This is a genomic window from Bacillus sp. Brlt_9 (genome assembly GCF_051948935.1).
GTDB lineage: Bacteria > Bacillota > Bacilli > Bacillales > Bacillaceae_G > Bacillus_A.
Genome location: NZ_JAYJLO010000004.1, coordinates 81278 through 107410, shown reverse-complemented (window position 1 = coordinate 107410; position 26133 = coordinate 81278). Strand labels below are relative to the sequence as shown.

Here is a 26133-nt window from a genome sequence, read left to right as displayed (position 1 = left end):
CATGTTATTTAAGCTTTCTATGTCAGGACTAAAAAGTAAGGTGAAGGATTATATTGTCTTACTTGTTGGTCTTGTCATGTCCATTTCAATTTTTTATATGTTCCAAACATTAGCCACAAACAAAGCTTTTCTTAAGGCAAACTCTACTATGGCCGACCTTGGAATAGTATTCCAAGCTGGTTCAATTTTATTAGCAATTATTACATTCTTCTATATTCTATATGCAAACTCATTCTTATTATCGCTTCGTCAAAAAGAATTCGGTATGTATATGATGCTAGGAGCAAAAAAACATAAGATTACGCTGCTTATGTTCATGGAAACAATCATTATTGGAGTAGCATCTCTAGTAATTGGGATTGCAATAGGTGTAGGGCTTGCACAAGGCATTGGTCAATTACTTATAAAGCAACTTGAATTTACTGGAGGCGGTTATCAAGCATTTTATGTCCCATCAATGAATACTACTTGCATCTTCTTCTTTGTGCTATTTATATTCTCGGCAATTATGAATAGTATCAAATTATCAAGTATTACAGTTTTACAACTTGTACATGCAGATTCAAACACAGACCGTGTTTCTGTAAAAGGTGCCAAGACTGTTATCTTTGCAGTATTGGGCATGATTTTATTAGCAATTGGCTATGCTTCTATGATTTACATGGAAAAGTTAAGAACAAATGGGATTTTTATTGCGTTATTTACTGTAACGCCCGGAACTTATCTGTTATTTGGAACGTTCCTACCTCTTATTATTAAAAAGCTGAAAAGTAATAAAAAACGTACTGAAAAAGGACTGAATGCTTTTACATTTGCGCAGTTAAATTTCCGTATTAACAGCTTAACAAAAGTACTAGCGACAGTAGCGATGTTAGTTGCGCTTGGAGCGGGAGCAATTTCAGGTGGTATGGCGTTTAAAAATAACGTTATCAAAATGACAGATAGTTTTGCACTATATGATGCAGTGGTTCATAATCCAACAGCAGAAGAAAAGAAAATCTTAGATGGTATTACATTTAAAGAAAAAAGCGAATACCGCTATAAAACAGATGATAAATACGTTTATTATGTAAAAGAAGATTTAGAGAAAAATCGTCCTTTCGTAAAAGATATGAAAAAGATTAAAGCAGGAATAAAAGATCCTGCTAAGGTGGAAAAAAGAGTTTCTGAAGAACTACCAGTAGGAGATTTTTCTGGAAATTCGCCAGAGTGGAAGGATGCTTTCAAAACGCTGGAGCCATCTTATGTGCATACTAATCGAACAATTAGAATCGTCGATCAGAAAATGTATAACGGCTTGAAAGGTACAGAAGGTACTGTATTCATTGGAAAAACAGATGATTTCTTAACATACAAAAAAGAATGGAAAAAAATTGACGAGTTGCAGTTAATTAAATATAAAAATGTGCATAGTTCTGAAATAAGTAAATACGCGGTGTATACTGAAATTTACGGTTTTTCGAGTGGAACAGTATTTATGGGCTTCTTCTTAGGAATTGCTTTCTTAGCAATGATGGCAAGCTGTTTAATGTTTAAAATTCTATCTGGTGCATCAAGCGATATTACGCGTTATCAAATGCTTCGTAAAATCGGTGTACGCCGTGAATTATTAACAAAATCAATTTATAAAGAATTATTCTTAGTATTCTTATTCCCAGCGATTGTCGGGATTGTACACGTACTAGTTGGTATGAACATATTCTCGGCATTCCTAGTCGATCCGTACTTCCGTATTTGGCTTCCGATTGTTATTTTTGTAGTCATTTACGCAATTTATTATTTTGTTACAGTTCAATTGTATAAAGGTATTGTTCTTCCTAAAGAAGACTAAGAATTAAAAAATAACAAAAAACATATGAGGTGATGGAAATGAAAAGATATATCGCACTTTTTAGTATTTTAGTCGTATTTGCAAGCCTATTAGCAGGTTGCAATTTAAATCATTTTGGGAAAGATAAATATTATGTTCAAATTACAAATGATGGAATTGAAACAACTGATAAAAACTTTAAGTATATGTATAAGGTAACTGGATTTGATAAAGACGGTAAAGAAAAAGAGTTAGAATTCGATGCTCAAAAAAAACTTCGTAAAGATGCATTCTTATGTGTCTACTACTCTGATGAAAAAGGTGTATCATCTTGGGAAGAAGTGAAGAAGGACGAGCTTCCTGAGAAAGTGAAAGAAAAATTAGCAGTAAAATAATGAAAATAAAAAGACTTCTAATATAGAAGTCTCGCAATACCATTGTACGTTTAGATATTACAAAATCATAATGTTAATGTAAGAAAAATGAATCCATTATGTAATCAAGTGAAAACGGAGGAATATTACTATGAAAAAATATTTAGGGATTTTTGTATTGTTTATTATTTTTTTTGCAGTATGGCAAAAAAATGCACTAGTTGGTTTATATGAAAAGGCGACAGCAAAAGAATATTATGTGCAAATTCAAGGTAATGAAGATAAACAACAGCATCCAACAACAAATGAGTATACATTAAATGCATATAATAAAGATGGTGAGAAAGAAAGAATTACTTTTTCTTTATTTGATAAGAAGCTTGAAAAGCCTGTATTTCTTCGTGTAAATGTACTAAAATCAACAGATTCTGAAGGGAATCACTTCGTTAAGAATTACGAAGAAGTAAAGGAAACAGAACTTCCTGCGAAAGTGAAAGAAAAACTAGCTCCGAAATAATAAATATAAAAAGGATTTGGCCCTAAAGGTCAAATCCTTTTTTATTTTCAAAATCTTCTTCTGAAATGACTGTGAATCATGTACTTTCTTTCAAAATTTTTATTACTATAATGTACAGATATCGAAGATGGAAGAGGATATTATAAAATATCAAACTAGCGGTCGTAGTCGTTCTATTGAATTGATTAAACCAAAACTTAATAAGTATAAGGAAATTAGAGATTCATTGAAAAATGAAATTGGGATTTTCGGTATGCCTAAACATAAACGTGAATATATAGGAGAGGAAAGAAAAATTGATGGTTAACAAACATACGAATGATACAAAACATTTCAGAAGTTTTGTATGCTAGTCGAATTCCTGTACGTTAAGTGCAGGAATATTTCATTCACAAAATCCGTATTATCTGAAGTTAATAAAGTTTGTTACACTCTTTTCTGTAGGAACGTTTCCATAATATCCGTCTTGAATTTTTCATAATCAAACTGAAAAGCTACATTATGCGTTTTATAGCCTGGATTAGTAACAAAACGAAAGTCTGCAATACTTTGACCAAATCCTTCTCCTTGATCAGGAATTACTTTAATGGGTACCTTTGAAAGGCCAATGGACTCTTGATTCAGCAAATACCACACTGTTACAAAATCATGCATAGGACTTCCACTGATACCAGGATTAGACTTGGAGTAGAAATTATAATAATAATCTAACATAGGTTTGATGATGAGCCCTACAGGATCCTGTGTATTTCGATGAAATGCATCGATTTTCTGGACCATTTCGGGTGTAACAATCGCATGTTGAGTCACATTTAAAGGAATAATTGTCAAATTCTTTGCATGCTGCAGAATTAAATTTGCTGCATAAGGGTCTGCGTAAAAGTTAGCTTCAGCCACAGCAGTTACGTTACCTGGATAGAAAAAAGCTCCCCCCATGCAAATGCATTCTCTTACGTTTCGCATTGTTTCTAAATTCAATACAAAAGTCGTAGCTAGCGAAGAAAGTCTTCCTAAATTGATAATTGTAAGATCTTCTAAATTTGATTCTATAATTTGATAAATATCATTTAAAGGATAAACTGGATATGGAATTTCAGGGGGAATAATAGGGCCTAATCCGACCTTTCCATGTACCTCAGGGAAATACTGGATCAATATACCTGTCAACGGTACAGAAGCACCAAGGAATACAGGTATCTCTTCTCTTCCCGCAATATACTTCAAATAGTTAATATTTCTTATTACATTTTCTCTTGATACATTTCCATAATCGGCTACAATTCCTACAAGTTGAATGTCTTTACGAAAAAAGGTGTACAGTATAGCAAACGCATCATCAATCCCCAAATCTGTAAACAGAAGAACCTTTTTTTGCATATCTCTTCCTCCCAAATCTATAGAATCCTACTTTCACTAATGATGTAGTGGTCAGACTAAGCTTGTATGTATTTTATGTATTCTTAAAGAGTGGATTCTATTCATTTGTAATAGCTTTGCTCATCTAAATTTGATATTATGTCAAGCGTAAGTTTCTGTTCTTAAGTTGATTGGTATGTGGCGCTACCTCATGCCCATCAACTTAAGGATTCGGAATGAACCAAAAACTCATAAATTATATACGTGTTTCTAACCTTGTACGTCGCGTTGGAGGTGGGCGGCATAATGTTTGTGGAACATATCCTAGCAAAAAAACGGGTTGTACAATTCAATATGAATCATTTTCTGTTAAGTAAAAAAAGAACCCTAAGGTTCTTTTTGTTTTATGTTATTGTTTGTTACGTATAAGTACAGTAGAATTTTTTATTTAAAAAGCATCGGTAAAAATCCAATAATGTCGAAAGTGAGATGGCAAATCCAACTTACCCAAACGCTCTTTGAATTTTTCCATATATAATTCAGGAATAACCTAACAGGGACTATAGTTATCAATAATTGCATTGGCACGAAACCATAAGCAGGAATATGCCATAAGGCAAACAGAACGCTACATATTATTGATGCTGTACTAAATTTTAATCCTAATTTTTGTAATGCGATGATTATGTTAGTACATAGCAATTCTTCACCCATTAACATGAATGGTACACGGATTAAAATCATCGAAACACTTATTACTTGAGCAACAGAATTTGTAGTTGGGGGTTCAAAAATATAACTATATAGTGCGCCTGAACCCATGCCCACGATAATCGTTAAAGGCAAACCCCAGAGTAATGTCTTAAATTTAAAATGTTTGAATTGCTCTAAAGATATTTTCCCTAAAAAATAGTATCCTATAATTCCACATAATACAAGATTCCATGAAGCTTCAAGAATCATTGCTAATAATTCAGGTATATGACTGACTATAAGTGCGATACATTGATATGCAATTCCTGAAATAATTAATAATCCTAAAGCCAAAAGAGATTTTGAATCAATTTTCTTTTCTGTTTCTATAATCTTTGTTTCCACAACAACCCCTTCTTTCTTATTATTTCATTAATTACAAATATATAATAACATATATTAATCCGAATTAATGGTAATTCAGAAGGGGACAATACCTTTTGTGTAATATCGTTGTATACATGCAGTAAAACGATTTTTTAACAAACTTAATCGGCTTCTTTAGCATACCTACTTTTTATCGTTGCTAGTATGCCAGAGCAGTTCGCCTGTATTAAAGAAAGGATTGAAAATAAGCCGTTAATTTCCTATTTAGGTGAGGAACAGGTTTTACTTACATATTATAAAAATAGCTATCTATATAAAAATTACATAACAGTAGCTGATAAAAATCCATTAAATGAGACAATTATTTGTACCGAGATGCTTTTGATAATCAAAGAACGTTTAAGTTTGGTGATGTAATTGAGGTCGATTAAAGTGTGAATTAAATCCATATAAAGGTTTATGGTCAACCATGAATCAATAGTTGGCCATAATTATCTTAAAGGTCCATATCTTTTAATCCGGGACTATGCTCATTTGGCATTTCAGGAAGCTCTGGTACAGGAAAGCCTTTTGGTGGGTCAGTTACTGTTAATGTCCCTTTTTTTCTACTTGGTGATTCACCTTGGAATATTTCTCCCATTCTTGTTGGGTCCAATCTAAAATTAAATTGTGCATTATGAAATCCCATTTCTACATTCTGGGTATTTATTAATACCATAGTTCGGCACAGGGAAGAGTTTTCCCCATTCAACACCCAATGTCTCTAATGCTTTTGCGAAAGCATTTTGATGTGCGTTATCACGTACAATTAAAAATGCAAGAGTTTCTCTACATGTTTGATTAGAACTCATTTCATAAATTCTATTTTTTTGAAGTACACCTGTAGATTCAAGTACGACATTATCTAGTAAATCGCTAATTAAGTTTCCATGACTATATACCTAAGATCCATTCCATGGGTTTCCAGCTGCATCAACAGGCAATGAACTTTGAGTACCTACAATAAAGTGGTGAGGATTTGCATGTTTAACCGCTTCATCAAGTGGTGCTGTGTCAATACCGGCATTTCCTGGCATATGTTCACCAGATCCAGTTAATAGTTGATTAATTGTATGTTGTACAAGCTCTACATGGCTTATTTCCTCTAAAAAAACACCTCTAAGTAAATCACGATATTGCTTCTCTTTACCTCTAAAATTTGAGCTTTGGAAAAAGTATTGCATCATTGTACGCATTTCACCATAATGCCCACCTAATATTTCTTGTAAAACTTTTGCAACAGCTGGATCTGGTTTGTCTGGCTTAATAATATTAATTATTTCCTCTTTATAATAAAACATGAAGTACACTTCTTTTTAACTTAGTTATCGTGTCCAGTATATGGTTATTAAATACTTAAATTCATTTTTTTACTAATAGATTGCTATCTCAAAATGCAAAGTTTTTGGAAATAACTATTTTCGATGTGAGATGAAAATGGGGGAGGTACTTAGTGTTTAATAAAAAAGATAAGATTAAAAAATTTAATCCTATCTTTTCATTAAGAATGATGAATTATATCTTCAAGGCTTCAAAATGACTTTTATACAATCATCTTCACGATTATTAAAAATTTGATAACCGTAGCTCGCTTCTTCAAGAGGAATTTTGTGTGTAATAATCTCCTTTGGATCGAATTCTTTATTTGTTATTTTTTTAAATAGTTCCGGCATAAAATGAATGACAGGTGCTTGTCCCATTTTTAAATTAATATTTCTAACCCAAAATGCCCCGAGTGGAAATGCATTATAATTACCACCATAAACACCAGTCATTTGAACGGTTCCGTATTTTCTTACGGCTTTCGTAGCAATTTGAATAGGGCCGAGAGTTCCACCTTGTAATTTTAATTTTTGTTCTAGAAATTCTAGGGGTGATTTTTTTCCATCCATGCCCACGCAATCAATGACTACATCGGCACCGCCATGCGTAATTTCCTTTAAATGTTCTCCCATATCAGGAAATTTTGTGAACTCAAATACCTCAACATTGTTAATCTTTTTTGCATAATTTATCCGATAATCTAAGTAATCGACTGCGATTACGCGCTTAGCACCTTGCATCCAGGCAAATTTTTGTGTCATTAATCCAACAGGGCCACAACCAAGAACGATAACAGTATCACCTGACTTAACACCTGCGTTTATTACACTCCAATAGGCTGTTGGCAAAACATCGGATAAAAACAGTAGAGATTCATCTTCAAGTTCGCATGATTCTGGTATAACAAATGGAGTGAAATTTCCAAAAGGAACTTTTAAATATTCTGCTTGCCCACCTGGATGGTTACCAAATTTCTCTGTGTAACCAAAGTATCCACCAGAATCATAATGAGGATTGGAGTTATCACATTGACTTTCCATTTCATGTTGGCAATAAAAACAATGTCCACAAGCAACATTAAAGGGAATAACAACACGATCTCCTTTTTTTACTTTAGTAACATCTGGACCAACTTCTTCAACAATTCCCATTGGCTCATGACCAATAATGTACCCTGGAGGTAACGGCATGTTGCCTTGATATAAATGTAAATCAGAACCGCAAATAGCGGTTGAAGTAATTTTTACAATAATATCATCTTTTTTTTCTAACTTTGCATCATCCACCTGTTTAACTTGCACTTTGTTTGGTCCTTGATAGGTTACAGCTTTCATCTCATATCTCCTTAGGAATCATTTTTATAATTTATATGTATCTCTTGACAAAATAGAAATCTTTAGTAAAGAGGAACCTATACATAGTGTTGTTATGAAAGTATGTTATAGCAACTCTTCTTTCTTATGTCTTTTGTCCCTATTTTAAGAAGAAACTCAATATTTATTCATAATCTAATTCCCACAAAAAGGATAATTATTTTTTCATGATTCGTAGCATATTAAAAACATCGGAGGTGAAACGATATGACAAACAATAGCAGTGGAAGTCGTAATGAATTGTTAGTTCGAGGTGCTGAACAAGCTCTTGATCAAATGAAATATGAAATTGCACAAGAGTTTGGTGTACAACTTGGTGCAGATACAACAGCTCGTTCAAATGGATCTGTTGGTGGTGAAATTACAAAACGTTTAGTAGCAATGGCTGAACAACAACTTGGTGGTAGAGCTAACCGTTAAGGAAATTAGTATAAAATATAGCGAATATGTAAATCAATTTCTTTTGTATATGTATAAAAAACAAACCCTTATAGTAAATGAATTCTCACTCAAAGATTATTGATAATCTTCTTTCATAATCTTTGGGTATTTTATTTGTAAACGACTTTCCTAAACAATAAACACCCAGTGTTGGAAAGGTGTTTTCCATGCATAGTAGAAAAGCTTTTGCAGGAAAAAGCATACTTAAAAATTTGATTTTAATATTAAAATCAATATTTATTATTATATTTTCGAAAGGGAGGAATTTGAAAATGGGTATATTAAGTGGAAATCCTCAAAATGAACCGTTACATTACGGAGAAGTATTTGATATTTGGAGTTATCTTCTAGCTGCACAAGGTGCAATCGCAAGCCATCAAGTATTTATGAATCATACAGGTGACGAAGATTTGAAGAAGTTTTTAGAAAGCTTAATTGAAAATGATATGAATTCGGAAATAGAAGAGTTAAAAACTCTTTTAAAGGTTAATGGTGTAGCTTTACCGCCTGCTCCGCCAGAACGACCAGTTGCATCTATCGAAGACATTCCTCCGGGAGCACGTATTAATGATGCAGAAATTGCAGCAGCTGTTTCTACAGGATTAGCAGCTGGACTTGTCACATGTAGTCAAGTAATGGGAAAATGCCTTCGAGAAGATGTAGGTATGTTATTTGGACAATTTCATATGAAAAAAGCGCAGGCAGGTGTAACGTTGCTACGTTTAAGTAAGAAAAAAGGGTGGGTAGTTCCACCTCCGTTACATGTAAGAAATTCAGATCAAGCTTAATAAACAAAAATAAAAAAGTGGCGTTGGCCACTTTTTATTTTTTAAATCTATCCTCAATTTTGGATTTATTTATTGTGGAAGAATCTATATATTCATCTGACATTTCCATAGCATATTTATCATGACGAATATGATTGTGATTTCTTAAATTATCATCGTTACGCAGTACTAGCTTCTTCATATAAATGTGGAAGAAAATTTCTGTTCCACCAATAATTAAAGCGGCTATAAATGAAGAAAGTCCAATATTATGAGTAGCATCTAAATCAGTAAAAAAGGATGTTAGTAACCAAATTCCAAAGAAGCTTAAGCCTAAATCTGCTATTGTAGCAATCATATTTCCGTACTTAGGTAAAATGAAGAGATCTCCGATTAAATAGGCAGCTCCTGTAAGGAAAAGAGAAATTAGTAATACTTTAGGAATTGAAATGCCTTTAAAGATACTAAGTATAATTAGTAATACTGCAGTTATCGCTGTGTATTTAATTAATAAAGCAACAATATGTTTCATCATTTTCCTCCATTGTTTAAACGTATATGGAATAAAATATTTCATTAAAAATGGGTTATGCTTTTATATAGCGTAACCCGTTTTAATCATCCTTAAATGGTAAGAAGTACAAGCCGGGTAAGAAGCAGGCTTATACTATGGATAGTATTTGCGGAATATCGAGCTTTATTCACAAAGGGGCGTTCCACTCTTATAATCGAGATGTTGCCTAAGTCCAGTATTTTTTTACTAAACTTAATAATTTTTACCGTTTTAATTCTTTAATATAAAAGCCAAAGTTTCTTGTGCTTAATGTATCTTTTTATCTACATATTTCCCGTAATCGGGTACAGCAATTTTATCAAATTCCTTAACGAGTGTTTTGAGGCTTGTTGATAGCAATTCACCTGACATTGGTATTCCATGTCCAGTAACAGTGACTAGAGGCTTTAATTTTTCTAATTTAATAACGGATTCTTTAGCAGCATTCCAGTCTGTTGTTAAATAACGAGGCGGACCGCTTATTTCCTGTTCCTGAGTAATTACCTTATATAGATATTCTTGCTTCACCGTAACAAAAGCGTCCCCAGCAATTAAAGTTCGGTCTTTTTCTCGGAATAATGAAATATGACCTGGAGTGTGTCCTGGTGTATGCACCCATCTAAACTCTGGCATATGGGGAACAGTTCCATCTGCAGGTAGTACTTTTACGCTATTTCCTAAATCAATCGGTTCATTAGGGAACAGAGGGGACATTTTTGCTACCATACCACCTTCAACTGTTGGATCTGGTTCAGGATAGCTTTGTTGTCCAGTCAGGAATGGTATTTCCATTTGATGTGCATAGACTGGAACATCCCAATACTTGATGAGTTCAATTATTCCCCCAACATGATCAAAATGTCCATGAGTTAAAATAATTGCTTTTGGGCGACTATTTGTACCAAATCGCTTCTCAGTGACAGAGATAATTTCATTTGCACATTTAGGCATTCCAGCATCAACTAAAACAAAATCATCGGTATGCGGATTTCCAACAAAACATATGTTGACGATTTGAATTGTGTAACAAAATAAATCAGGCAATACTTCGAGGCCATGACCACTTTCAATTGAAGTTGCCGGAATAAACTTGTAATCACTTCCATAATTCATTTCATTGTCCACTTTTTATCCCCCTTAATATATTTCAATACGACATTATAGTTCCCTAATTCCTCGAATCCATTTTGGAGGATTTGAAAAAAGAATGAGTGGGGGATTACAAAAAACAAAAATTAAGTCCTAGAATTAAGGTGGAGACATATCAATTTATATAAATTGCAAACAAAAAATATTGATTTTAAAGTCGTAGTTTCTACTATTTTTTTGAGTTTAAGTGTATATCTTTTAAGAGGATATACCAAGTTCTTTTATTTAGATAATTACTTGAAACTTGAACGGGAAAAACATGATCAAGCCCCCATTCTAATTCGTTTATTTCATTTTCAAGTCCTGTTGGATAGAGTAAAAGGATCTTAAAATTATTTTTAACAATATTTGATAAAACTGTTTGTAATTCAAGCGCTTCAGTCAAGCTTCCGCCCCATCTAACAAATAAAATGGATTGAGAATTATGAATTCTTTCGTAAAGGTTATCAATTCTTCGATCTAATTTTTGTTTAAAATCATGGTATGTGATGAACCAATCTTCATTCGGAATAACAGGGAAATCGTGATAAGATGTTACGTTATATTTTGCATCTTTTATAATATGAGAAAAAACAGGTTGTATCACGCCATCATTAAACACGACATTTTGCTCCGGCATTGCGTGCATGTTTTTTAAATCCATAAAGTCTACGAAATTATTTTTCAATAATTTGTTGATAGAAGAAAGATTCGGTGATACAAACCAATCTAGAGGACCTGAATATTTCCGCAGCTTATATTTTTTTAGATGAATAGCAGTATAACAATTTTCCCCTAAACTAATAACATCATCATACATTCCTTGAAGCTTTTTCATTTCCAATACAATCATCCTTTTTTAGAAAAATTAGAAGGTATATATAAATTCTAAAAAGCGTTATTATGACACAAAATATGCTTTTGAAAAATAGGAGAACGGGTTAATTATAAATAATATATGTATGTATAAAACCTCCTGTGAAAAGGCTCACAGGAGGTTAAACTAAGGCGTATTTCGAGTTATGTACCATTTGTTGAGGTAAGAATTGTGAGTGATAATTCATGGCGTTTCTATAATAAAGGGGAAAAACAGAAATACATTGAAGTTAGTTGTGAACAAATTGTAATTTAAAATTGAGAGGAAATAAGAAGCCCTAGTTGCTTCATTATGCAACTAGGGCATTATTTAATCTCTTCCTAACTTAATTATATCATGTAAATCAAATTCGAAATAGACTGTTTCTTCTCATTTACTCCTGCTACAATCAAGAACACATGCATAGTAAGGAGAGATGTTATATGAGTTCTTTCGTTCTCGATTTTCAGGAAATAGAAAAGGGGCAGCTTTCACTCGTCGGCGGAAAAGGTTTGAATTTAGGGGAGTTATCTAACATTCAAGGTATAGAGGTGCCAGAAGGATTTTGTGTGACAACGGTAGGATATGAAAAGGCCATCGAGCAAAATGAAAATCTTCAAACTTTGTTGCAGCAGCTAACCAAGTTGAAACTTGAAGACCGAGCTCAAATTGGTGAAATGAGTAAGGAAATTAGAGAAGTCATTATGGCAGTACAAATCCCTTCTGATGTAGTGGAAGCGGTAGCTCATTATCTCTCACGTTTTGGAAATGAACATGCGTATGCCGTGCGTTCTAGTGCTACGGCTGAAGATTTACCGTATGCCTCGTTTGCAGGTCAACAAGATACGTATTTAAATATTATCGGAAAAGAAGCGATTTTACAGCATGTAAGAAAGTGCTGGGCTTCTTTATTTACAGAGCGAGCAGTTATGTACCGCATGCAAAATGGTTTTGAACATAATCAAGTTTCTATATGTGTTGTCGTTCAAAAAATGGTTTTCCCTGAGGCTTCGGGCATTCTATTTACTGCTGATCCAATTACATCTAGCCGAAAGGTATTATCAATTGATGCCAGTTTTGGACTTGGTGAGGCATTAGTATCAGGACTCGTTTCTGCTGATAATTATAAAGTAAAAGAAGGAAAAATTACCGGAAAGATGATAGCAACTAAAAAATTAGCTATTTATGCTTTAAAAGAGGGCGGAACGGAGACGAAACAGATTGATCCGGATCAGCAAAAAATTCAAACATTGTCTGAACAACAAATTTTACGACTATCACAGATTGGAAGACAGATTGAAGCTTATTTTGGTTGTCCGCAAGATATCGAATGGTGTTTAGTGGATGATACATTTTATATTGTCCAAAGTCGCCCAATCACGACTTTATATCCAATACCAGAAGTAAATGATGGGGAAAATCATGTGTATGTATCGGTTGGTCACCAGCAAATGATGACCGATCCTTTGAAGCCACTCGGAATGTCTTTATTCCAGCTAACATCTTTTGGACAGAGGTTTCAAGCTGGAGGAAGGTTGTTTGTTGATGTTGCACAAAGATTGGCTTCGCCTACTAGTCGAGAACTTTTATTAAATATGATAGGGAATTCGGAACCGCTTATTAAAGATGCATTAACGACTGTAGTCGAGCGAGATGATTTTATTACATTGTTACCAGATGATGAAAAAGAAAAGAGTGTTGGTAAAAGTGGACCACTTACAAGTTCGCAACCACAAGTCGAAAACAATCCAGCAATCGTTACGGATTTAATAGAAATGAATCAAGCATCAATTGAAGAGTTAAAACGAAACATGCAAACGAAATCAGGGGTGGATGTACTGGATTTTATTTTGGAAGATATGCAGCAATTAAAGAAAATATTATTTCATCCGCAAAGTATGGCTGTCATTATGGCAGGTATGAATGCTTCAACATGGATTAATGAAAAGATGGAGCAATGGCTAGGTGAAAAGAATGCAGCAGACACGCTTTCTCAATCGGTACAAAATAATATTACGTCTGAAATGGGGCTAGCATTACTGGACGTTGCAGATGTAATTCGGTCATATCCAGAAGTTATTGCGTATTTACAGCATGTAGAAGATGATAGCTTTTTAGATGAACTAGTTCAGTTTAAAGGTGGGGAGAAAGCTCGAGAGGCAATCGATGCATTTCTAAATAAATACGGAATGAGATGTAGCGGAGAAATTGACATTACGAAAATGCGCTGGAGTGAAAAGCCAACTACAATCATCCCAATGATTTTAAATAATATAAGAGACTTTGAAGCTGGCGCGAGTAAGCGGAAGTTTGAAGAAGGACTACAGGAAGCTTTGAAAAAAGAAGAAGAGTTAGTAGATCGATTGCAGCATTTGCCGGATGGTAAACAAAAAGTAGAAGAAACGAAGCGAATGATTCGTAATATCCGTAATTTTATCGGTTATCGTGAATATCCAAAATACGGCATGATTAATCGTTATTTCATATATAAGCAGGCATTACTGAAAGAAGCCGAGAAACTTGTGCAGAACGGTGTCATTCATGAAGTCGATGATATATACTACCTAACTTTTGAAGAGCTTCATGAAGTTGTTCGCACGAATAAGCTAGATTACGAGGTTATTCATAAACAAAAAAATGATTACAAATTATATAAAAAACTAACGCCTCCCCGCGTTATGACGTCTGATGGAGAAATCATTACAGGTAAATATAAACGAGAAAATCTCCCGGCTGACGCGATTGTTGGTCTGCCTGTTTCTTCTGGAGTAGTTGAGGGAAGAGCTCGCATTATTTTAAACATGGAAGAAGCGAATTTAGAAGAAGGGGATATATTAGTTACTGCTTTTACTGACCCTGGCTGGACACCATTGTTTGTGTCTATAAAAGGATTAGTCACCGAAGTTGGAGGACTTATGACGCACGGGGCAGTGATTGCACGTGAATACGGATTGCCAGCAGTCGTCGGAGTAGAGAATGCTACGAAATTAATAAAAGACGGTCAACGAATTCGTGTACATGGAACAGAAGGGTATATTGAAGTGCTGTAATTAAGTAAAAGATCATCCGCTATTATAGTGGATGATCTTTTTATTCTAAATCTTATTGGTTACTATACTTTTCAATAATAAAGTCAATAAAATATCTACTTGCAATTGGCAAAACCCTTTTGTCTTTGTATGCTAAGCTAATTGTCCGAACAACAGGTGGAGAAATGGACTTTGTTACAATATTATACTGAGATCTATTTAAGACAAGTTTCGGTAATATTGAAATGCCAAGTCCTTGCTCTATCATTGACATAATTGCATAATCATCATGTACACGATATTGAATGTTAGGTTCAAAATTATGTTGGTTAAAAACAGTTAATGGTTCGCTTATTTCACCTTCATCCAAAAGTATATATGGTTCATTTGTTAATTCCTTAAGAGCGACTTTCTTTTGACTTACTAAAGGATGATTTGTTGGAAGTACAGCAAGCATTTCATCTTCCTGTAAAGAAATTGCTGTTAGTTTTGATACAGCTTCTGGATTCACAAAGCCAAAGTCTACACTACCTTCTTTAATCCAGTTTGAAATCACCGTATAGTCCCCTTGGTGTAATTCGAAACGAACAGCTGGATATTGTTTTTTAAAATCTTTTATTAAACCAGGTAACCAGTGACATGCAACGCTAGAAAATGTACCAATTCGGATTAGACCACTGTGCAAGCCACGCATTTCTTTTTTCTTTTCTTGTAGCTCCAAATGTGAGTGATAGATTTTTTTAATATATGGTAAAAATTCCTCACCATCTGGTGTTAACGTAATACCTGTTCGAGAACGCAAAATAAGAGTTGTAGACAGTTCTTCCTCTAAAGAATGTACAAGTTGACTAATAGCAGATTGAGTATAACCAATTGCTTCAGCTGCTTTAGTAAAACTGCCGGACTCTATAACTTGAATAAACGCATAGTACTGATTCAAAGTAGTATCTCCTTTGCATTAGAATATCTAATGTTTATATAATAAACATTTGTTTTACTAATGTAAATGTGAATGATATGATTTAGCCAATCTTAAAATTAATGTTGAAAGGAACGTACTATGCTAACACAAAAACAAGCAAATTTAATTTTAATAACTGTTTCAATGGGGTGGGGAACATCTTATATTTTTATGAAACTTTGTGCGGATGCTATTGCTCCATTTACAATGGTAACTTTACGATTTGGAATTGCATGTATCGTTATGGTGACAATATTCTACAAGCAAGTAATGAATGTTGATATTAAAACATTGAAATATAGTGCAATCGTTGGTGCCCTGTTATGTGGTATTTTTATTGCTCTTTCATATGGAATAAAAACAACTACAGCCTCTTCGGCGGGTTTTTTAACGAGTACCACAGTAATTTTATTGCCTATGTTACAAACTTTTATAACAAGAAGGGCTCCTGAAAGGAACATATTATTAGGAGTTATGATTGTTTGTATTGGTCTAGCGTTACTTACAATTAAAGATGAGCTTTCTTTTGCTACTGGGTCGTTATATTGTCTGACTGCTGCTTTTCTTTATGCAATCTATATTGTAGTGACTGATCATTTTGCTCGAGAGGTTTCCGTCTTGAATTTGGGGATTTTCCAATTGGGGTTCGCTACTGTATATGCAAGCATAGGTATTTTTATATTTGAAACACCTACTGTACCAGAAGGGGGAATGAATTGGTTTGCAATACTTGGTTTAGCATTCATTTGTTCTGCTTATGGTTTTGTGATGCAACCAATTGCTCAGAAGTATACGACACCTGAAAGTACAGGCTTTATTTTTTCGCTTGAACCGATTTTTTCAGCAATATTTGCATTTATTTTCTTACATGAAAATATGGGATTGCAAGGATATGTAGGTGCATCAGTTATTTTAATAGGTGTTTTTGTAGCAAACCGCACACCCAAAAAAGAAAATGAAATTTTGAATTACTAAAGAAAGAGGAGATGAAACTATGAATATTCTTATTATCTATGTTCATCCAGAACCTAAGTCATTTAATGGAGCTTTAAAAGATCTTGCTGTTTCAGAATTAACAGCTCTAGGTCATCAAGTTAAAGTATCAGATTTATATGCTATGAATTTTAAAGCAGTTGCCGATAGTGAAGATTTTATCAAGCGAGAAAATCAGGAGTTTTTAAAATATGCAGTAGAACAAAAGCATGCAACTAACACAAACAATTTTTCTACTGATATTCGAGAAGAACAAGAAAAGCTTCTTTGGGCAGACTTTGTTATTTTTCAATTTCCGTTATGGTGGTATTCTGTTCCTGCTATTTTGAAAGGGTGGTTTGATAGAGTATTTGCTTCAGGATTTATTTATTCAAGAGATGAAAGGTATGATACGGGTCGACTTAAAGGGAGAAAAGCGATGTTGTCTACTACAACCGGTTCTCCTAAACATGCTTATACGCCATACGGAATGGATGGGGATATTCATGAGAAGATCCTTTACCATATTAATCATGGCATGCTTTACTTTTCTGGTTTACAACCTGTCGAACCATTTATAGCATGGACTCCGTCGCATAATGAAGAAGAACGAAAGTGTTATTTAGAAGAATATAAAAAACGTTTGCAAAATATTTCTGAAATACCGTCTATCTCATATCATCCAGCTTCTCATTATGATGAAAATCATCAACTGAAAATAGAGTATAGATAATATCTATCTTATGCAGCTGGCTTATTTCTTTAAGCCAGCCGCATAAAAAGGTCCATGAACTGCGATTGTTGATAAAATATGAGCAATTTCCTCAGGTGATTCTTTTTGCCCGCTATTTAACCATTGCTGAATGACACCTATATGAGCAGATGCCATATAAGAAGCTAAGTATTGACTTGGAACAAGTAAATTTTCTTTATTAATGAGAGCACCGTTCGTATCTTCAAATAGTGTTTTCCACATAAACTCTTTCAGTTTTGTTTGGAATGATAAATCTCCTTTTGGGCTCAGTACAGCTTTTATAAAACCACTATTTTCATTTAGAAATTCAAGAATAGAAGTGATAAGTAGAAACGGCATTGTTGAAGAAGGGTTTGATCCAAGATCCGCAATCACTTCTGGAAATTTCTTTTTGGCAATGCTAGACATCTCATACATAATTTCTTCTTGGCATTTCGTCATTAAATCAAATTTATCTTGATAATGCGCATAGAAAGTACCGCGATTAATGTTTGCTTTCGTTGTAATATCTTTCACTGTAATGGCGTCAAAACCTTTTTCCTCAATTAACTCCACCAATGCATTTCGTATGGCAGTTTTCGTACGAATAACACGCAAATCTAAATTACTATCGCGCAAAGCATGTCCCTCCTTAATTTTTTTCAACACTTTTCAAGAATGTGTCTTATAACCGACACATTCACGATTTCTGATTATTGTATAAGGTTCAACTCGAACATATAATTCAAATATAAATAAACAACACGTTGTTGGTTATTATAAATCAAATTATAGGAGGAGAAAAGAAAATGTTTAAAAATAAACTTTTATTGTTCTCACCAGTTATTGCACTACTCGTAGTTTTTATTTTTTCATTAACGTTATTTCCAACCGTTCAACCTCAGCCGAAAAACTTACCAATCGCAATTGTAAATGAGGACCAAGGAGTAGAAATCCCGAATCAACCGAAAATGAACATGGGGCAAACGATTGTTGATAATATGAAAAAGACATCAAAATCAGAGGAAGAACCTGCGGTCAAGTGGATAGAAGTAAAAGATAAGGAATCTGTGCAACAAGGTTTAAATAATCAAGAGTATTACGCAGCATTAGTCATTCCGAAAGACTTTAGCGCAAAACAATCATCATTACGAACACCACAGCCATCTTCGCCAGAGGTAGAAATATTTATAAATCAAGGAATGAATACAGCAGCATCAACTATGGCAGGGCAAATGTTAAATGGGGTAGTTGATAATATGAACAATACTGTTCGCGCGCAACTATTAGAAGGATATAAAGCAAAAGGAGTTACGTTAACAGCAGATCAAGTTTCAAATGTAGTCACACCGATTGCAAAGAAAGTAACAAATGTAAATGAAATTGGCAAAAACAGTGCGAACGGTAACTCGCCAATTTCTTTATTCCAACCGTTATGGATTGCAAGTTTAGCGAGCGCAGCAATTATCTTTATTGCGATAAGTAAAATACCAGTAGGTACAAGAAAAGAAAAATTCGTATTAAAACTAAAACAAATCATAACAGGGGCTGTCGCAGCATTTGTCATTGGGTTCGCTCTTACATGGATTGCGGATGGAATGGTAGGGTTAAATATTTCTAATTTCACTGATACGGCACTGTTTTTAACTATTACGTCCTTTAGTTTCTTCTTAATGATATCGGCGGTACTTTCAATAGTCGGACTAAAGGGAATCAGTATATTTGCTCTCTTACTATTCTTTGGTGCACCGTTATTATCATTAGCGCCTGAAATGTTGTCTCCATTTTACCAAGACTGGATTTACTCTTGGTTACCGATGCGATTCATGATAGAAGGTCTAAGAGAAATCTTCTTCTTCGGAAAAGGATTGGCTTGGAATGCTCCGCTTACTGTACTCGTTTGGATTGGTATAGTAAGCATGGTTATCATACTTGGAACAGCTTTAAAACGTAGTGTAGTAAAGGAACATAAAACGGAAGTAAATACTTAAAAAATAGTAGAGGAAAAACCGTTTCACTAGTAGTGGGGCGGTTTTTTCATGTTGAGATATAAGCTAGGTAACATAGAAGAGATATTTAAGATGTAGTAGTTAATTGTGTTATATAATGTATAAAATAAAAACGCCAATACACAAGAAAGGAGCGAACAAATGAAAAGAGGAATTACAGTAGATATTCCAAATGAATATGATAATCTGTTTTGGAAAGTGCTAAAGCCGATTGATATTTTTTCATATGATTGGTGGACAGGGAGTGAGGAGTTATACTTAGTAGCACGTGGTGGATTGGATGAAGCGTTATTTCCAGAAGAACCAAGTGTAGTGGAAGGATCGGATTTGAACAGGTTATTTAAAGACAACATATATTATCTTATTTTTGCAGATCTAAAGGCATATCCAAAAGGAGAAGAAGCAATAGATATTGAAACATATGAAGAGTTTAAAGAAAGTAAGTGTGAGGTAGTCGTATTAGCAGTGGATGCTAGTACATACAAATTTATGCAAAAGAACAAAAAGCGATTGAATTGATGTATGAAAATGCACATGATTTAGGGTTTTACGTGGAATACGTTACAGATGAAAATGAAGGAGAACGGCAATATGGAGAGAACTACAATTAAAGAATACACAATTCGAACCGCTACTGAAGAGGAAATCAATCGCATTATTACTCTATTAAAAGAGATAGCACAGTGGCTACAACATAAAGAAGTAGATCAGTGGCAGTACCTTTTAGGAGAAGAAGCTACAGCTGAAATATTAGAAGCTATAAGAGAGAAATATACATATGTTGTTATGAAAGAAGATGAAATTGTCGGTACGGTTACAGTTTCTCCTAAACAAAATGAATGGGATGAATATATTTTTGGTAAAGAGGAAGTTTCTGATTCGTTGTATATTCATAGATTTGCGGTGAACCGGAAGTATAAGGGGAACGGAATCGGAGAATGGATGTTACGGTGGATAGAAGAGAATGTGCAACATGACAAAGAGTTTTTAAAATTAGATTGTGTAGGGCATAATCGCATATTGAATGACTTTTATAAGAGAAATGGTTTTGAATATGTTGGCAGTACAGATGGACTTAGTAAGTTTCAAAAGAAAAGGGGATAGTGAATGAATCAAATTGATACTGGTTTAGTTAAAAGATTAATAGGGGAACAGTTTCCTGAATGGGCACATTTAGAAGTGAAACCTGTAAAGTTTAGTGGGCATGATAACAGAACATTTCACCTAGGTGATGAGATGAGTGTAAGATTGCCAAGTGATGCGGCATATGCACCGCAAGTAGAGAAGGAAAATAAGTGGCTACCTATATTAAGTAAGGAGCTCTCTTTACCGATTTCTACACCACTTGCGAAAGGGAATCCATCTGAAGCGTATCCATGGCCTTGGTCTATTAATAGGTGGATAGAGGGAGAGACAGTTACGAGACAAAATGTTCGTGACTTAAGTGAATTTGCAGCAGACTTAGGATCATTTTTAGTAGAATTGCAATCTATTGATGCGAGTAACGGACCGGTAGCTGGAGCACATAATTTTTACCGAGGTGGGCTTATATCTGTATATGATGAAGAGGCGAGAGGTGCTATCGAAAATAATAAGGATGTTTTTGATGAAATAGTATTAAAGCATCTTTGGGATGTAGCACTTCAGTCAACATGGGAGCGTAAGCCAGTTTGGATTCATGGAGATGTTGCACCAGGAAATTTACTCGTTAAGGACGGAAAGCTTTGTGCTGTAATTGATTTTGGTATTTTAGGAGTAGGAGATCCAGCTTGTGATGCAGCGATGGCATGGACATTTTTTGATAAAAGTAGTAGAAAAATATTTAAAGAAGTATTGCAAATAGGTGAAGAAACGTGGAATAGAGCGAGAGGATGGGCACTATGGAAAGCGTTAATTACATATGATGAGAATAAGACTAGTAATAAGAAAGTGGCAGAAGAATCGTATCGTGTCATTCTAGTCATTGTGGATGATTATGAGAGCTAGTAGAAAAAGCCTATTTTAAAATAGGCTTTTTCATATGATTAAATATTAGAAAATGAAAGAAGGAATCCAACATAATTATACAGAATATTTAGATAATAGGAGGTGTCGAATTTTGAGTGAAATTGAATTAAAAAGGAATGTAATTAAGACAGGGAGTGACAAGAGGATTATTCTTCGGTTTATACTCGCTAGTCTAGTTGGGGTGTTTATGTTTTTCGTACCAGTTACGATAAACGGTGCTTCTTCCATTATGATTGATCATATCGTATCATGGATTCGGACTTCGGTTCCGAGCGTAGTACCTTATTACGCTCTACTCGTTATGATAATGGGGGCGATTTATCCGTTTTATACAAAAAAATGGAATACATCCATCGTAGACATTTGTTTTTCTATTTTAAAAGTAGTTGGCGTCGTTTTTGGTGTATTATATTGTTTGAAAGTAGGACCAGCTTGGTTCTTTGCGCCAGATGTAGGGCCGTTTTTGTATGAAAAATTAGTCATATCGGTAAGTTTACTCGTTCCAATTGGCTCGGCTTTTTTAGCATTATTAGTCGGATACGGATTACTTGAATTTATCGGTACGTTTTGCCGTCCAATTATGAGGCCGTTATGGAAAACACCAGGACGGTCAGCAATCGATGCGGTTGCTTCCTTTGTGGGGAGTTATTCTTTGGCTTTATTAATTACGAATCGCGTGTACAAAGAAGGAAAGTATACGACAAAAGAAGCAGCGATTATCGCTACAGGTTTTTCTACAGTATCCGCAACATTTATGATCATAATCGCAAAAACATTAGACATTATGCATTTATGGAATGTTTATTTTTGGACTACTCTCGTTGTAACATTCATCGTCACTGCTATCACCGTAAGAATCCCGCCACTTAGTAGAAAGCCAGATACATACATAACGGAAGAAGGGTTTCCAGAGCCTGTTTATAAGGAGAAAATGTTAGAACGTGCTTGGGAAGATGCATTAGAAGTATCAAAATCTGCACCGAGCGTTATGAAAAATATCGCAGTGAACTTAAAAGACGGTTTTATTATGACGATGGGAATTTTACCATCGATTATGTCAGTAGGGTTACTTGGTATCGTATTGGCAAAGTTTACGCCAATATTTGATTGGATCAGTTATATTTTCTATCCATTTACGTGGGCGTTACAACTACCAGAAGCAGAACTAGCTGCTAAAGCGGCATCCGTTGGTATCGCAGAAATGTTTTTACCTTCTCTTTTAGTTGTAAGTGCACCACTTGTGACAAAGTTTGTCATTGCGGTTGTTTCGGTATCATCTATATTATTCTTCTCAGCTTCCATTCCGTGTATATTATCGACAGACATTCCGTTAAAAGTATCGGAACTTATTATTCTCTATGTACAAAGAACGATATTAACATTGCTTATTATTACGCCGATTGCTTATTTGTTGCTTTAAAGTTTTTAAAAGATAGAGCTATAACAAAAGCAGGGGATTTCCATATCACTATTAAGCTAAGGAAATCAAATATCCCAAGACGTGAAAATATACAACTACCACGTCTTGGGATATTTTTACTTATCTTTCGTATATGACGTAATGCTTCTTAAGAAAATTCCTAGTCCTGCAAAAAAGAATCCTAAGCATAATAAGCTGCCTGGCGTTCCCCAAGTAATTTGATCTAGCATTTTTATCCCCTCCCGTTTATTATTATATAGAATTTATTGGAAATTATCAAAAATTTCTTTTTTTAAGGTTGTGGATGAACCTTCCCACCCTATACGAGAAGACTATATTTGAAAAGGAATTCTTTAAAAAAATATTCTATTATTCATATAAAACGTTTTTATTTTATATGATATAGTAACAACAAAGGGGGCTTACAAATGGAAATCATTCACGAAAGAGCAAAGTTACGGTTAATAGATAGTGATGATGTCGAAACTTTGTTTTCGATTGTAGAAGGAAATCGGGATATTTGGGCGTATTTAATCTCTAAAATGGATATTGTGCAAGATATGCAGCAATATGTTCAAAAAGCGATAAAGGGTTATGGAAGGGGTAATGAAATACCTTTCGTTGTAGTGGATCAACAGACGAATACGATTGTAGGAAGTACACGTCTATATAATATTTCAGTAGAAGATAAAACAGTCGAGTTAGGACAAACGTGGTATCATCCAGGTGTGCAACGTACGAGTATAAATACAGAGTGTAAGTATATGCTTCTCCAGTATGCTTTTGAAAAGCTGCATATGCTGAGAGTGCAAATTAAGACGGATGCAAGAAATGAAAAAGCACAACGAGCAATTGAAAGGTTAGGCGCAGTAAAAGAGGGCGTGCTTAGAAATGAAAGAAAATTACCGAATGGTTATGTGAGAGATGCAGTTGTGTACAGTATTATCTCGAGTGAATGGCCAGACGTGAAAGAACAATTGTTAGAAAAATTAGAGTTGTATAAAGAAAAGCTATAATTCGTGTCTTGAAAGGTATATTGTTTGTAATACATGAAAAATATACCTTTTTTCTTACAAAATGCTACTTTATTTTAATTCCTTTTGTTTCGTCGTTCCCTTCTGAGAAAAAATTCGTTACAATGTAGTTGTATGGTAATAAACTTATGAATTTAAAACATGTAATGAAAACCGCAAATGAAAATGAATTGATAATCCTCAATTTTAAATGAAAACCCTTTTATACATAAATAACAAGTAAAGTTCCTTCTTTTAAATAAACTCAAACAAAACGATTTTGATATAAATGTTTTTTTATAGAAGTATGGATGATGTACGGAGGCAATTACAAATGAAAGAAAATAAGAAGAGTAAGAAAAGACGAATCTTTCAAGTATTTTTACTAATGATTTGTTCTGCTATTTTATATGTAAGTTATGCAGCTTACGATATTTGGAGTTATCGTTTTAAAACAGATGATAGCGTGAAAACGGATGCTGGTATCGTACTAGGAGCAGCTTCTTGGAACGGAAAACCATCTCCTGTATTTAAAGAAAGAATTAATCATGCGATTTCTTTATATAAGAACGGAAATATTAAAAAGATTATTTTTACAGGTGGCACAAAGTTCGAGGCAGAGCTCGAGGAAGCACGTACTGCAAGAGTATATGCAATGAAACAAGGTGTAAAAGAGGAAGATATTTTAATTGAAACAAAATCCCTTTTCACTGAAGAAAATTTAAAGAATGCGAAGGAAGTTGGAATAGAGAACGGAATACGCACATACACGATTGTAAGTGATCCACTTCATATGAAACGCGCAATGAGAATCGCAAAACATATTAATATTGAAGCGTATGCTTCACCAACGCCGACATCAGCATATAAAACGTTAGATACAGAAATACCATTCTTCTTTAAAGAATTATTCTCGTATATTGGATATGTAACCTCGTTGCCATTAAAGGCATTGAAGGGAGACTAATAAGAAAAGAACCTATCTTTAAATAGGAACTTTTCTTATTAGTCAAAAACATTGTATTTTTATCGGAATAGTGAAACAATAGAGAGGTAGCTTCATATAATCATAATGACAAAATGAACGGTTCATGAATCGAACATAAAGGAGATTATAGTATGGCACTCTCATTTGTTGAAACAGAAAAACAATCTTTCATTATTGAACAAATAAATAAATTGATTCCGAAGTTCATGGAAAGGGAGCATCAACTAAGTGAATTAGGATCATTTCCGTATGAAAATATAAATGATTTAAAAGATATCGGATATACGAAATTAACGTTACCGAAGGAATTTGGTGGTAGTGCGATTTCTTTATATGACTTCGTTTTATTTCAAGAGAAAATTGCGGAAGGCTGCGGAGCTACTGCATTATCGATTGGCTGGCATCTTGGTATTGTGAAAGAGCTGGCGGAAAATCGTTCTTGGAATGATGAGATGTTCAAATGGTTTTGCGAAGAAGTTCGTAATGGGGCGCTCTTTAACAGGGCAGCAACAGAACCGAAAACAGGGAGCCCGACGCGTGGCGGTAAACCAGAAACAATAGCGGTTCAACAAGGCGAGAAGTGGGTTATAAATGGAAGGAAAACTTTTACAACGATGGCGCCAGTACTTGATTATTTTATTATTTCAGCAAGTATGGAAGGCCAAGAAGAAGTTGGTGAGTTTGTCATTCCAAGAAATACACTCGGTGTATCCATTGAAGAAACGTGGGATAGCGTTGCAATGCGAGGGACTGCTAGCCACGACCTGGTCTTACAAAATGTAGAGATAGACAACCGTTTTTTTACGGATGTAAAAGGCGGGAAAGTGAAACAAAAGGGTATTGGCTGGTTGCTACATATACCAGCATGTTATTTAGGAATTGCACAATCAGCAAGAAATTATGCAGTTCAGTTTGCGGGATCATACAAACCAAATAGTTTAAACCATTCTATTAGTTTATTACCGAATGTTAGAAGATTAGTTGGAGAATTTGAACTCGAGCTTATGCAAGCTCGCGTCTTTTTATATCAAATTGCGAAAAAGTACGATGAAGCAGAGGATAAACTATCATTGCAAGCAGAATTAGCAGCAGTGAAATATGCCGTAACGAATGCAGCGATATCAATTGTAGATAAAGCAATGCGCATCGTAGGGGCAAAAAGTTTATCAGAAAAAAATCCGCTTCACCGTTACTATTTAAACGTCAGAGCAGGATTACACAATCCCCCGATGGACGATGTAACACTGTCTATGTTAGCGGATGCGGCGTTTCGGTCGTAGTTTTTTTAACTTACATTTTATTGTTTATGGACAATATAGTTGTTTTGAAAGCACGTGTTTGATTACTAATCAAACACGTGCTTTTTATGTGTACGACGTACCAA

The 26133-nt window shown here is 34.4% G+C and carries 24 protein-coding genes and 3 pseudogenes; 18 read left to right on the top strand and 9 right to left on the bottom strand.

What is annotated here, in order from left to right; genetic code table 11:
- Position 1: 1 nt before the first annotated feature.
- The 4 genes from VF726_RS17045 to VF726_RS17030 all read left to right on the top strand — a co-directional run bounded on the left by VF726_RS17045 (position 2) and on the right by VF726_RS17030 (position 3008).
- The gene (locus VF726_RS17045; RefSeq protein WP_440170437.1) at positions 2 to 1831 is read left to right on the top strand and encodes an ABC transporter permease; all 1830 of its coding nucleotides are present in this window, start codon (positions 2 to 4) and stop codon (positions 1829 to 1831) included.
- 38 nt (positions 1832 to 1869) lie between these two features.
- Entirely contained in the window at positions 1870 to 2205 is a 336-nt protein-coding gene (locus VF726_RS17040) for a YxeA family protein (RefSeq protein WP_440170435.1), read from the top strand.
- 130 nt (positions 2206 to 2335) lie between these two features.
- Entirely contained in the window at positions 2336 to 2701 is a 366-nt protein-coding gene (locus tag VF726_RS17035) for a YxeA family protein (RefSeq protein ID WP_440170432.1), read from the top strand.
- Between the two features lie 127 nt (positions 2702 to 2828).
- Complete coding sequence (locus tag VF726_RS17030) at positions 2829 to 3008, top strand: hypothetical protein (RefSeq protein ID WP_440170431.1); 180 nt, start codon at positions 2829 to 2831, stop codon at positions 3006 to 3008.
- Positions 3009 to 3127: 119 nt separating this feature from the next.
- Here VF726_RS17030 and VF726_RS17025 read toward each other — a convergent pair whose 3' ends face one another.
- Positions 3128 to 4078, bottom strand: a complete 951-nt coding sequence (locus VF726_RS17025; protein ID WP_440170428.1) for a nucleoside hydrolase — start codon at positions 4076 to 4078, stop codon at positions 3128 to 3130.
- Between the two features lie 423 nt (positions 4079 to 4501).
- Positions 4502 to 5155 (bottom strand): CPBP family intramembrane glutamic endopeptidase, encoded by a 654-nt coding sequence (locus VF726_RS17020; RefSeq protein WP_440170426.1) that lies wholly within the window; start codon positions 5153 to 5155, stop codon positions 4502 to 4504.
- Positions 5156 to 5341: 186 nt separating this feature from the next.
- Between VF726_RS17020 and VF726_RS17015 the strand changes: the two are divergent.
- Positions 5342 to 5568: pseudogene (locus tag VF726_RS17015) on the top strand (YolD-like family protein).
- A gap of 65 nt (positions 5569 to 5633) precedes the next feature.
- Here VF726_RS17015 and VF726_RS17010 read toward each other — a convergent pair.
- Positions 5634 to 6477, bottom strand: a pseudogene (locus VF726_RS17010) (manganese catalase family protein).
- A gap of 222 nt (positions 6478 to 6699) precedes the next feature.
- Entirely contained in the window at positions 6700 to 7833 is a 1134-nt protein-coding gene (locus VF726_RS17005) for a zinc-dependent alcohol dehydrogenase (protein WP_440170423.1), read from the bottom strand.
- Between the two features lie 246 nt (positions 7834 to 8079).
- On the opposite strand from VF726_RS17005, the gene sasP reads away from it, so the two are divergent.
- Positions 8080 to 8292 carry a small acid-soluble spore protein, SasP family gene (sasP, locus tag VF726_RS17000; RefSeq protein WP_000184021.1) on the top strand — a complete coding sequence of 71 codons (213 nt, stop codon included), beginning with the start codon at positions 8080 to 8082 and terminating at the stop codon, positions 8290 to 8292.
- A 293-nt stretch (positions 8293 to 8585) separates the two neighbouring features.
- Positions 8586 to 9101, top strand: a complete 516-nt coding sequence (locus VF726_RS16995) for a DUF3231 family protein (RefSeq protein ID WP_000512133.1) — start codon at positions 8586 to 8588, stop codon at positions 9099 to 9101.
- 34 nt (positions 9102 to 9135) lie between these two features.
- Here the strand turns inward: VF726_RS16995 and VF726_RS16990 are convergent, their stop codons facing one another.
- The 3 genes from VF726_RS16990 to VF726_RS16980 all read right to left on the bottom strand — a co-directional run bounded on the left by VF726_RS16990 (position 9136) and on the right by VF726_RS16980 (position 11614).
- Positions 9136 to 9612, bottom strand: coding sequence for a YndM family protein (locus VF726_RS16990; protein ID WP_440170420.1), 477 nt, complete (start codon positions 9610 to 9612; stop codon positions 9136 to 9138).
- A 288-nt stretch (positions 9613 to 9900) separates the two neighbouring features.
- Positions 9901 to 10758 (bottom strand): MBL fold metallo-hydrolase, encoded by an 858-nt coding sequence (locus tag VF726_RS16985; protein ID WP_440170418.1) that lies wholly within the window; start codon positions 10756 to 10758, stop codon positions 9901 to 9903.
- Between the two features lie 193 nt (positions 10759 to 10951).
- Entirely contained in the window at positions 10952 to 11614 is a 663-nt protein-coding gene (locus tag VF726_RS16980; protein ID WP_440170416.1) for a DUF1796 family putative cysteine peptidase, read from the bottom strand.
- Positions 11615 to 12060: 446 nt separating this feature from the next.
- On the opposite strand from VF726_RS16980, the gene ppsA reads away from it, so the two are divergent.
- On the top strand, positions 12061 to 14667 hold the full coding sequence (gene ppsA, locus VF726_RS16975) for a phosphoenolpyruvate synthase (RefSeq protein ID WP_440170414.1): 2607 nt from the start codon (positions 12061 to 12063) through the stop codon (positions 14665 to 14667).
- Positions 14668 to 14719: 52 nt separating this feature from the next.
- On the opposite strand, the gene VF726_RS16970 is transcribed toward ppsA, so the two are convergent.
- Positions 14720 to 15586, bottom strand: a complete 867-nt coding sequence (locus tag VF726_RS16970) for a LysR family transcriptional regulator (RefSeq protein ID WP_440170411.1) — start codon at positions 15584 to 15586, stop codon at positions 14720 to 14722.
- A gap of 120 nt (positions 15587 to 15706) precedes the next feature.
- Between VF726_RS16970 and VF726_RS16965 the strand changes: the two genes are divergently transcribed.
- Both VF726_RS16965 and VF726_RS16960 read left to right on the top strand, forming a co-directional pair.
- The gene (locus VF726_RS16965; RefSeq protein WP_440170409.1) at positions 15707 to 16582 is read left to right on the top strand and encodes a DMT family transporter; all 876 of its coding nucleotides are present in this window, start codon (positions 15707 to 15709) and stop codon (positions 16580 to 16582) included.
- Between the two features lie 19 nt (positions 16583 to 16601).
- Positions 16602 to 17312, top strand: a complete 711-nt coding sequence (locus VF726_RS16960) for an NAD(P)H-dependent oxidoreductase (RefSeq protein ID WP_440170406.1) — start codon at positions 16602 to 16604, stop codon at positions 17310 to 17312.
- 21 nt (positions 17313 to 17333) lie between these two features.
- Here VF726_RS16960 and VF726_RS16955 read toward each other — a convergent pair whose 3' ends face one another.
- Complete coding sequence (locus VF726_RS16955) at positions 17334 to 17951, bottom strand: TetR/AcrR family transcriptional regulator (protein ID WP_440170404.1); 618 nt, start codon at positions 17949 to 17951, stop codon at positions 17334 to 17336.
- A 170-nt stretch (positions 17952 to 18121) separates the two neighbouring features.
- Here VF726_RS16955 and VF726_RS16950 point away from each other — a divergent pair, with 170 nt between their 5' ends.
- The 8 genes and pseudogenes from VF726_RS16950 (at position 18122) to VF726_RS16915 (ending at position 26029) form a co-directional block, all read left to right on the top strand.
- On the top strand, positions 18122 to 19303 hold the full coding sequence (locus tag VF726_RS16950; RefSeq protein ID WP_440170402.1) for a YhgE/Pip domain-containing protein: 1182 nt from the start codon (positions 18122 to 18124) through the stop codon (positions 19301 to 19303).
- Positions 19304 to 19462: 159 nt separating this feature from the next.
- Positions 19463 to 19932: pseudogene (locus tag VF726_RS16945) on the top strand (DUF2691 family protein).
- Positions 19913 to 20425 (top strand): GNAT family N-acetyltransferase, encoded by a 513-nt coding sequence (locus VF726_RS16940; protein WP_440170400.1) that lies wholly within the window; start codon positions 19913 to 19915, stop codon positions 20423 to 20425. The pseudogene VF726_RS16945 and the gene VF726_RS16940 overlap by 20 nt, the downstream one beginning before the upstream one ends.
- A gap of 3 nt (positions 20426 to 20428) precedes the next feature.
- Positions 20429 to 21307: an aminoglycoside phosphotransferase family protein gene (locus tag VF726_RS16935; RefSeq protein WP_440170398.1), complete on the top strand. Its 879-nt coding sequence runs from the start codon at positions 20429 to 20431 to the stop codon at positions 21305 to 21307.
- 112 nt (positions 21308 to 21419) lie between these two features.
- Entirely contained in the window at positions 21420 to 22748 is a 1329-nt protein-coding gene (locus VF726_RS16930) for a YjiH family protein (RefSeq protein WP_440170396.1), read from the top strand.
- A 428-nt stretch (positions 22749 to 23176) separates the two neighbouring features.
- Positions 23177 to 23764, top strand: a complete 588-nt coding sequence (locus tag VF726_RS16925) for a GNAT family N-acetyltransferase (protein WP_440170394.1) — start codon at positions 23177 to 23179, stop codon at positions 23762 to 23764.
- A gap of 331 nt (positions 23765 to 24095) precedes the next feature.
- Positions 24096 to 24728, top strand: coding sequence for a YdcF family protein (locus VF726_RS16920; protein ID WP_000662223.1), 633 nt, complete (start codon positions 24096 to 24098; stop codon positions 24726 to 24728).
- 152 nt (positions 24729 to 24880) lie between these two features.
- Positions 24881 to 26029, top strand: coding sequence for an acyl-CoA dehydrogenase family protein (locus VF726_RS16915; RefSeq protein ID WP_440170390.1), 1149 nt, complete (start codon positions 24881 to 24883; stop codon positions 26027 to 26029).
- Positions 26030 to 26133: the final 104 nt, after the last annotated feature.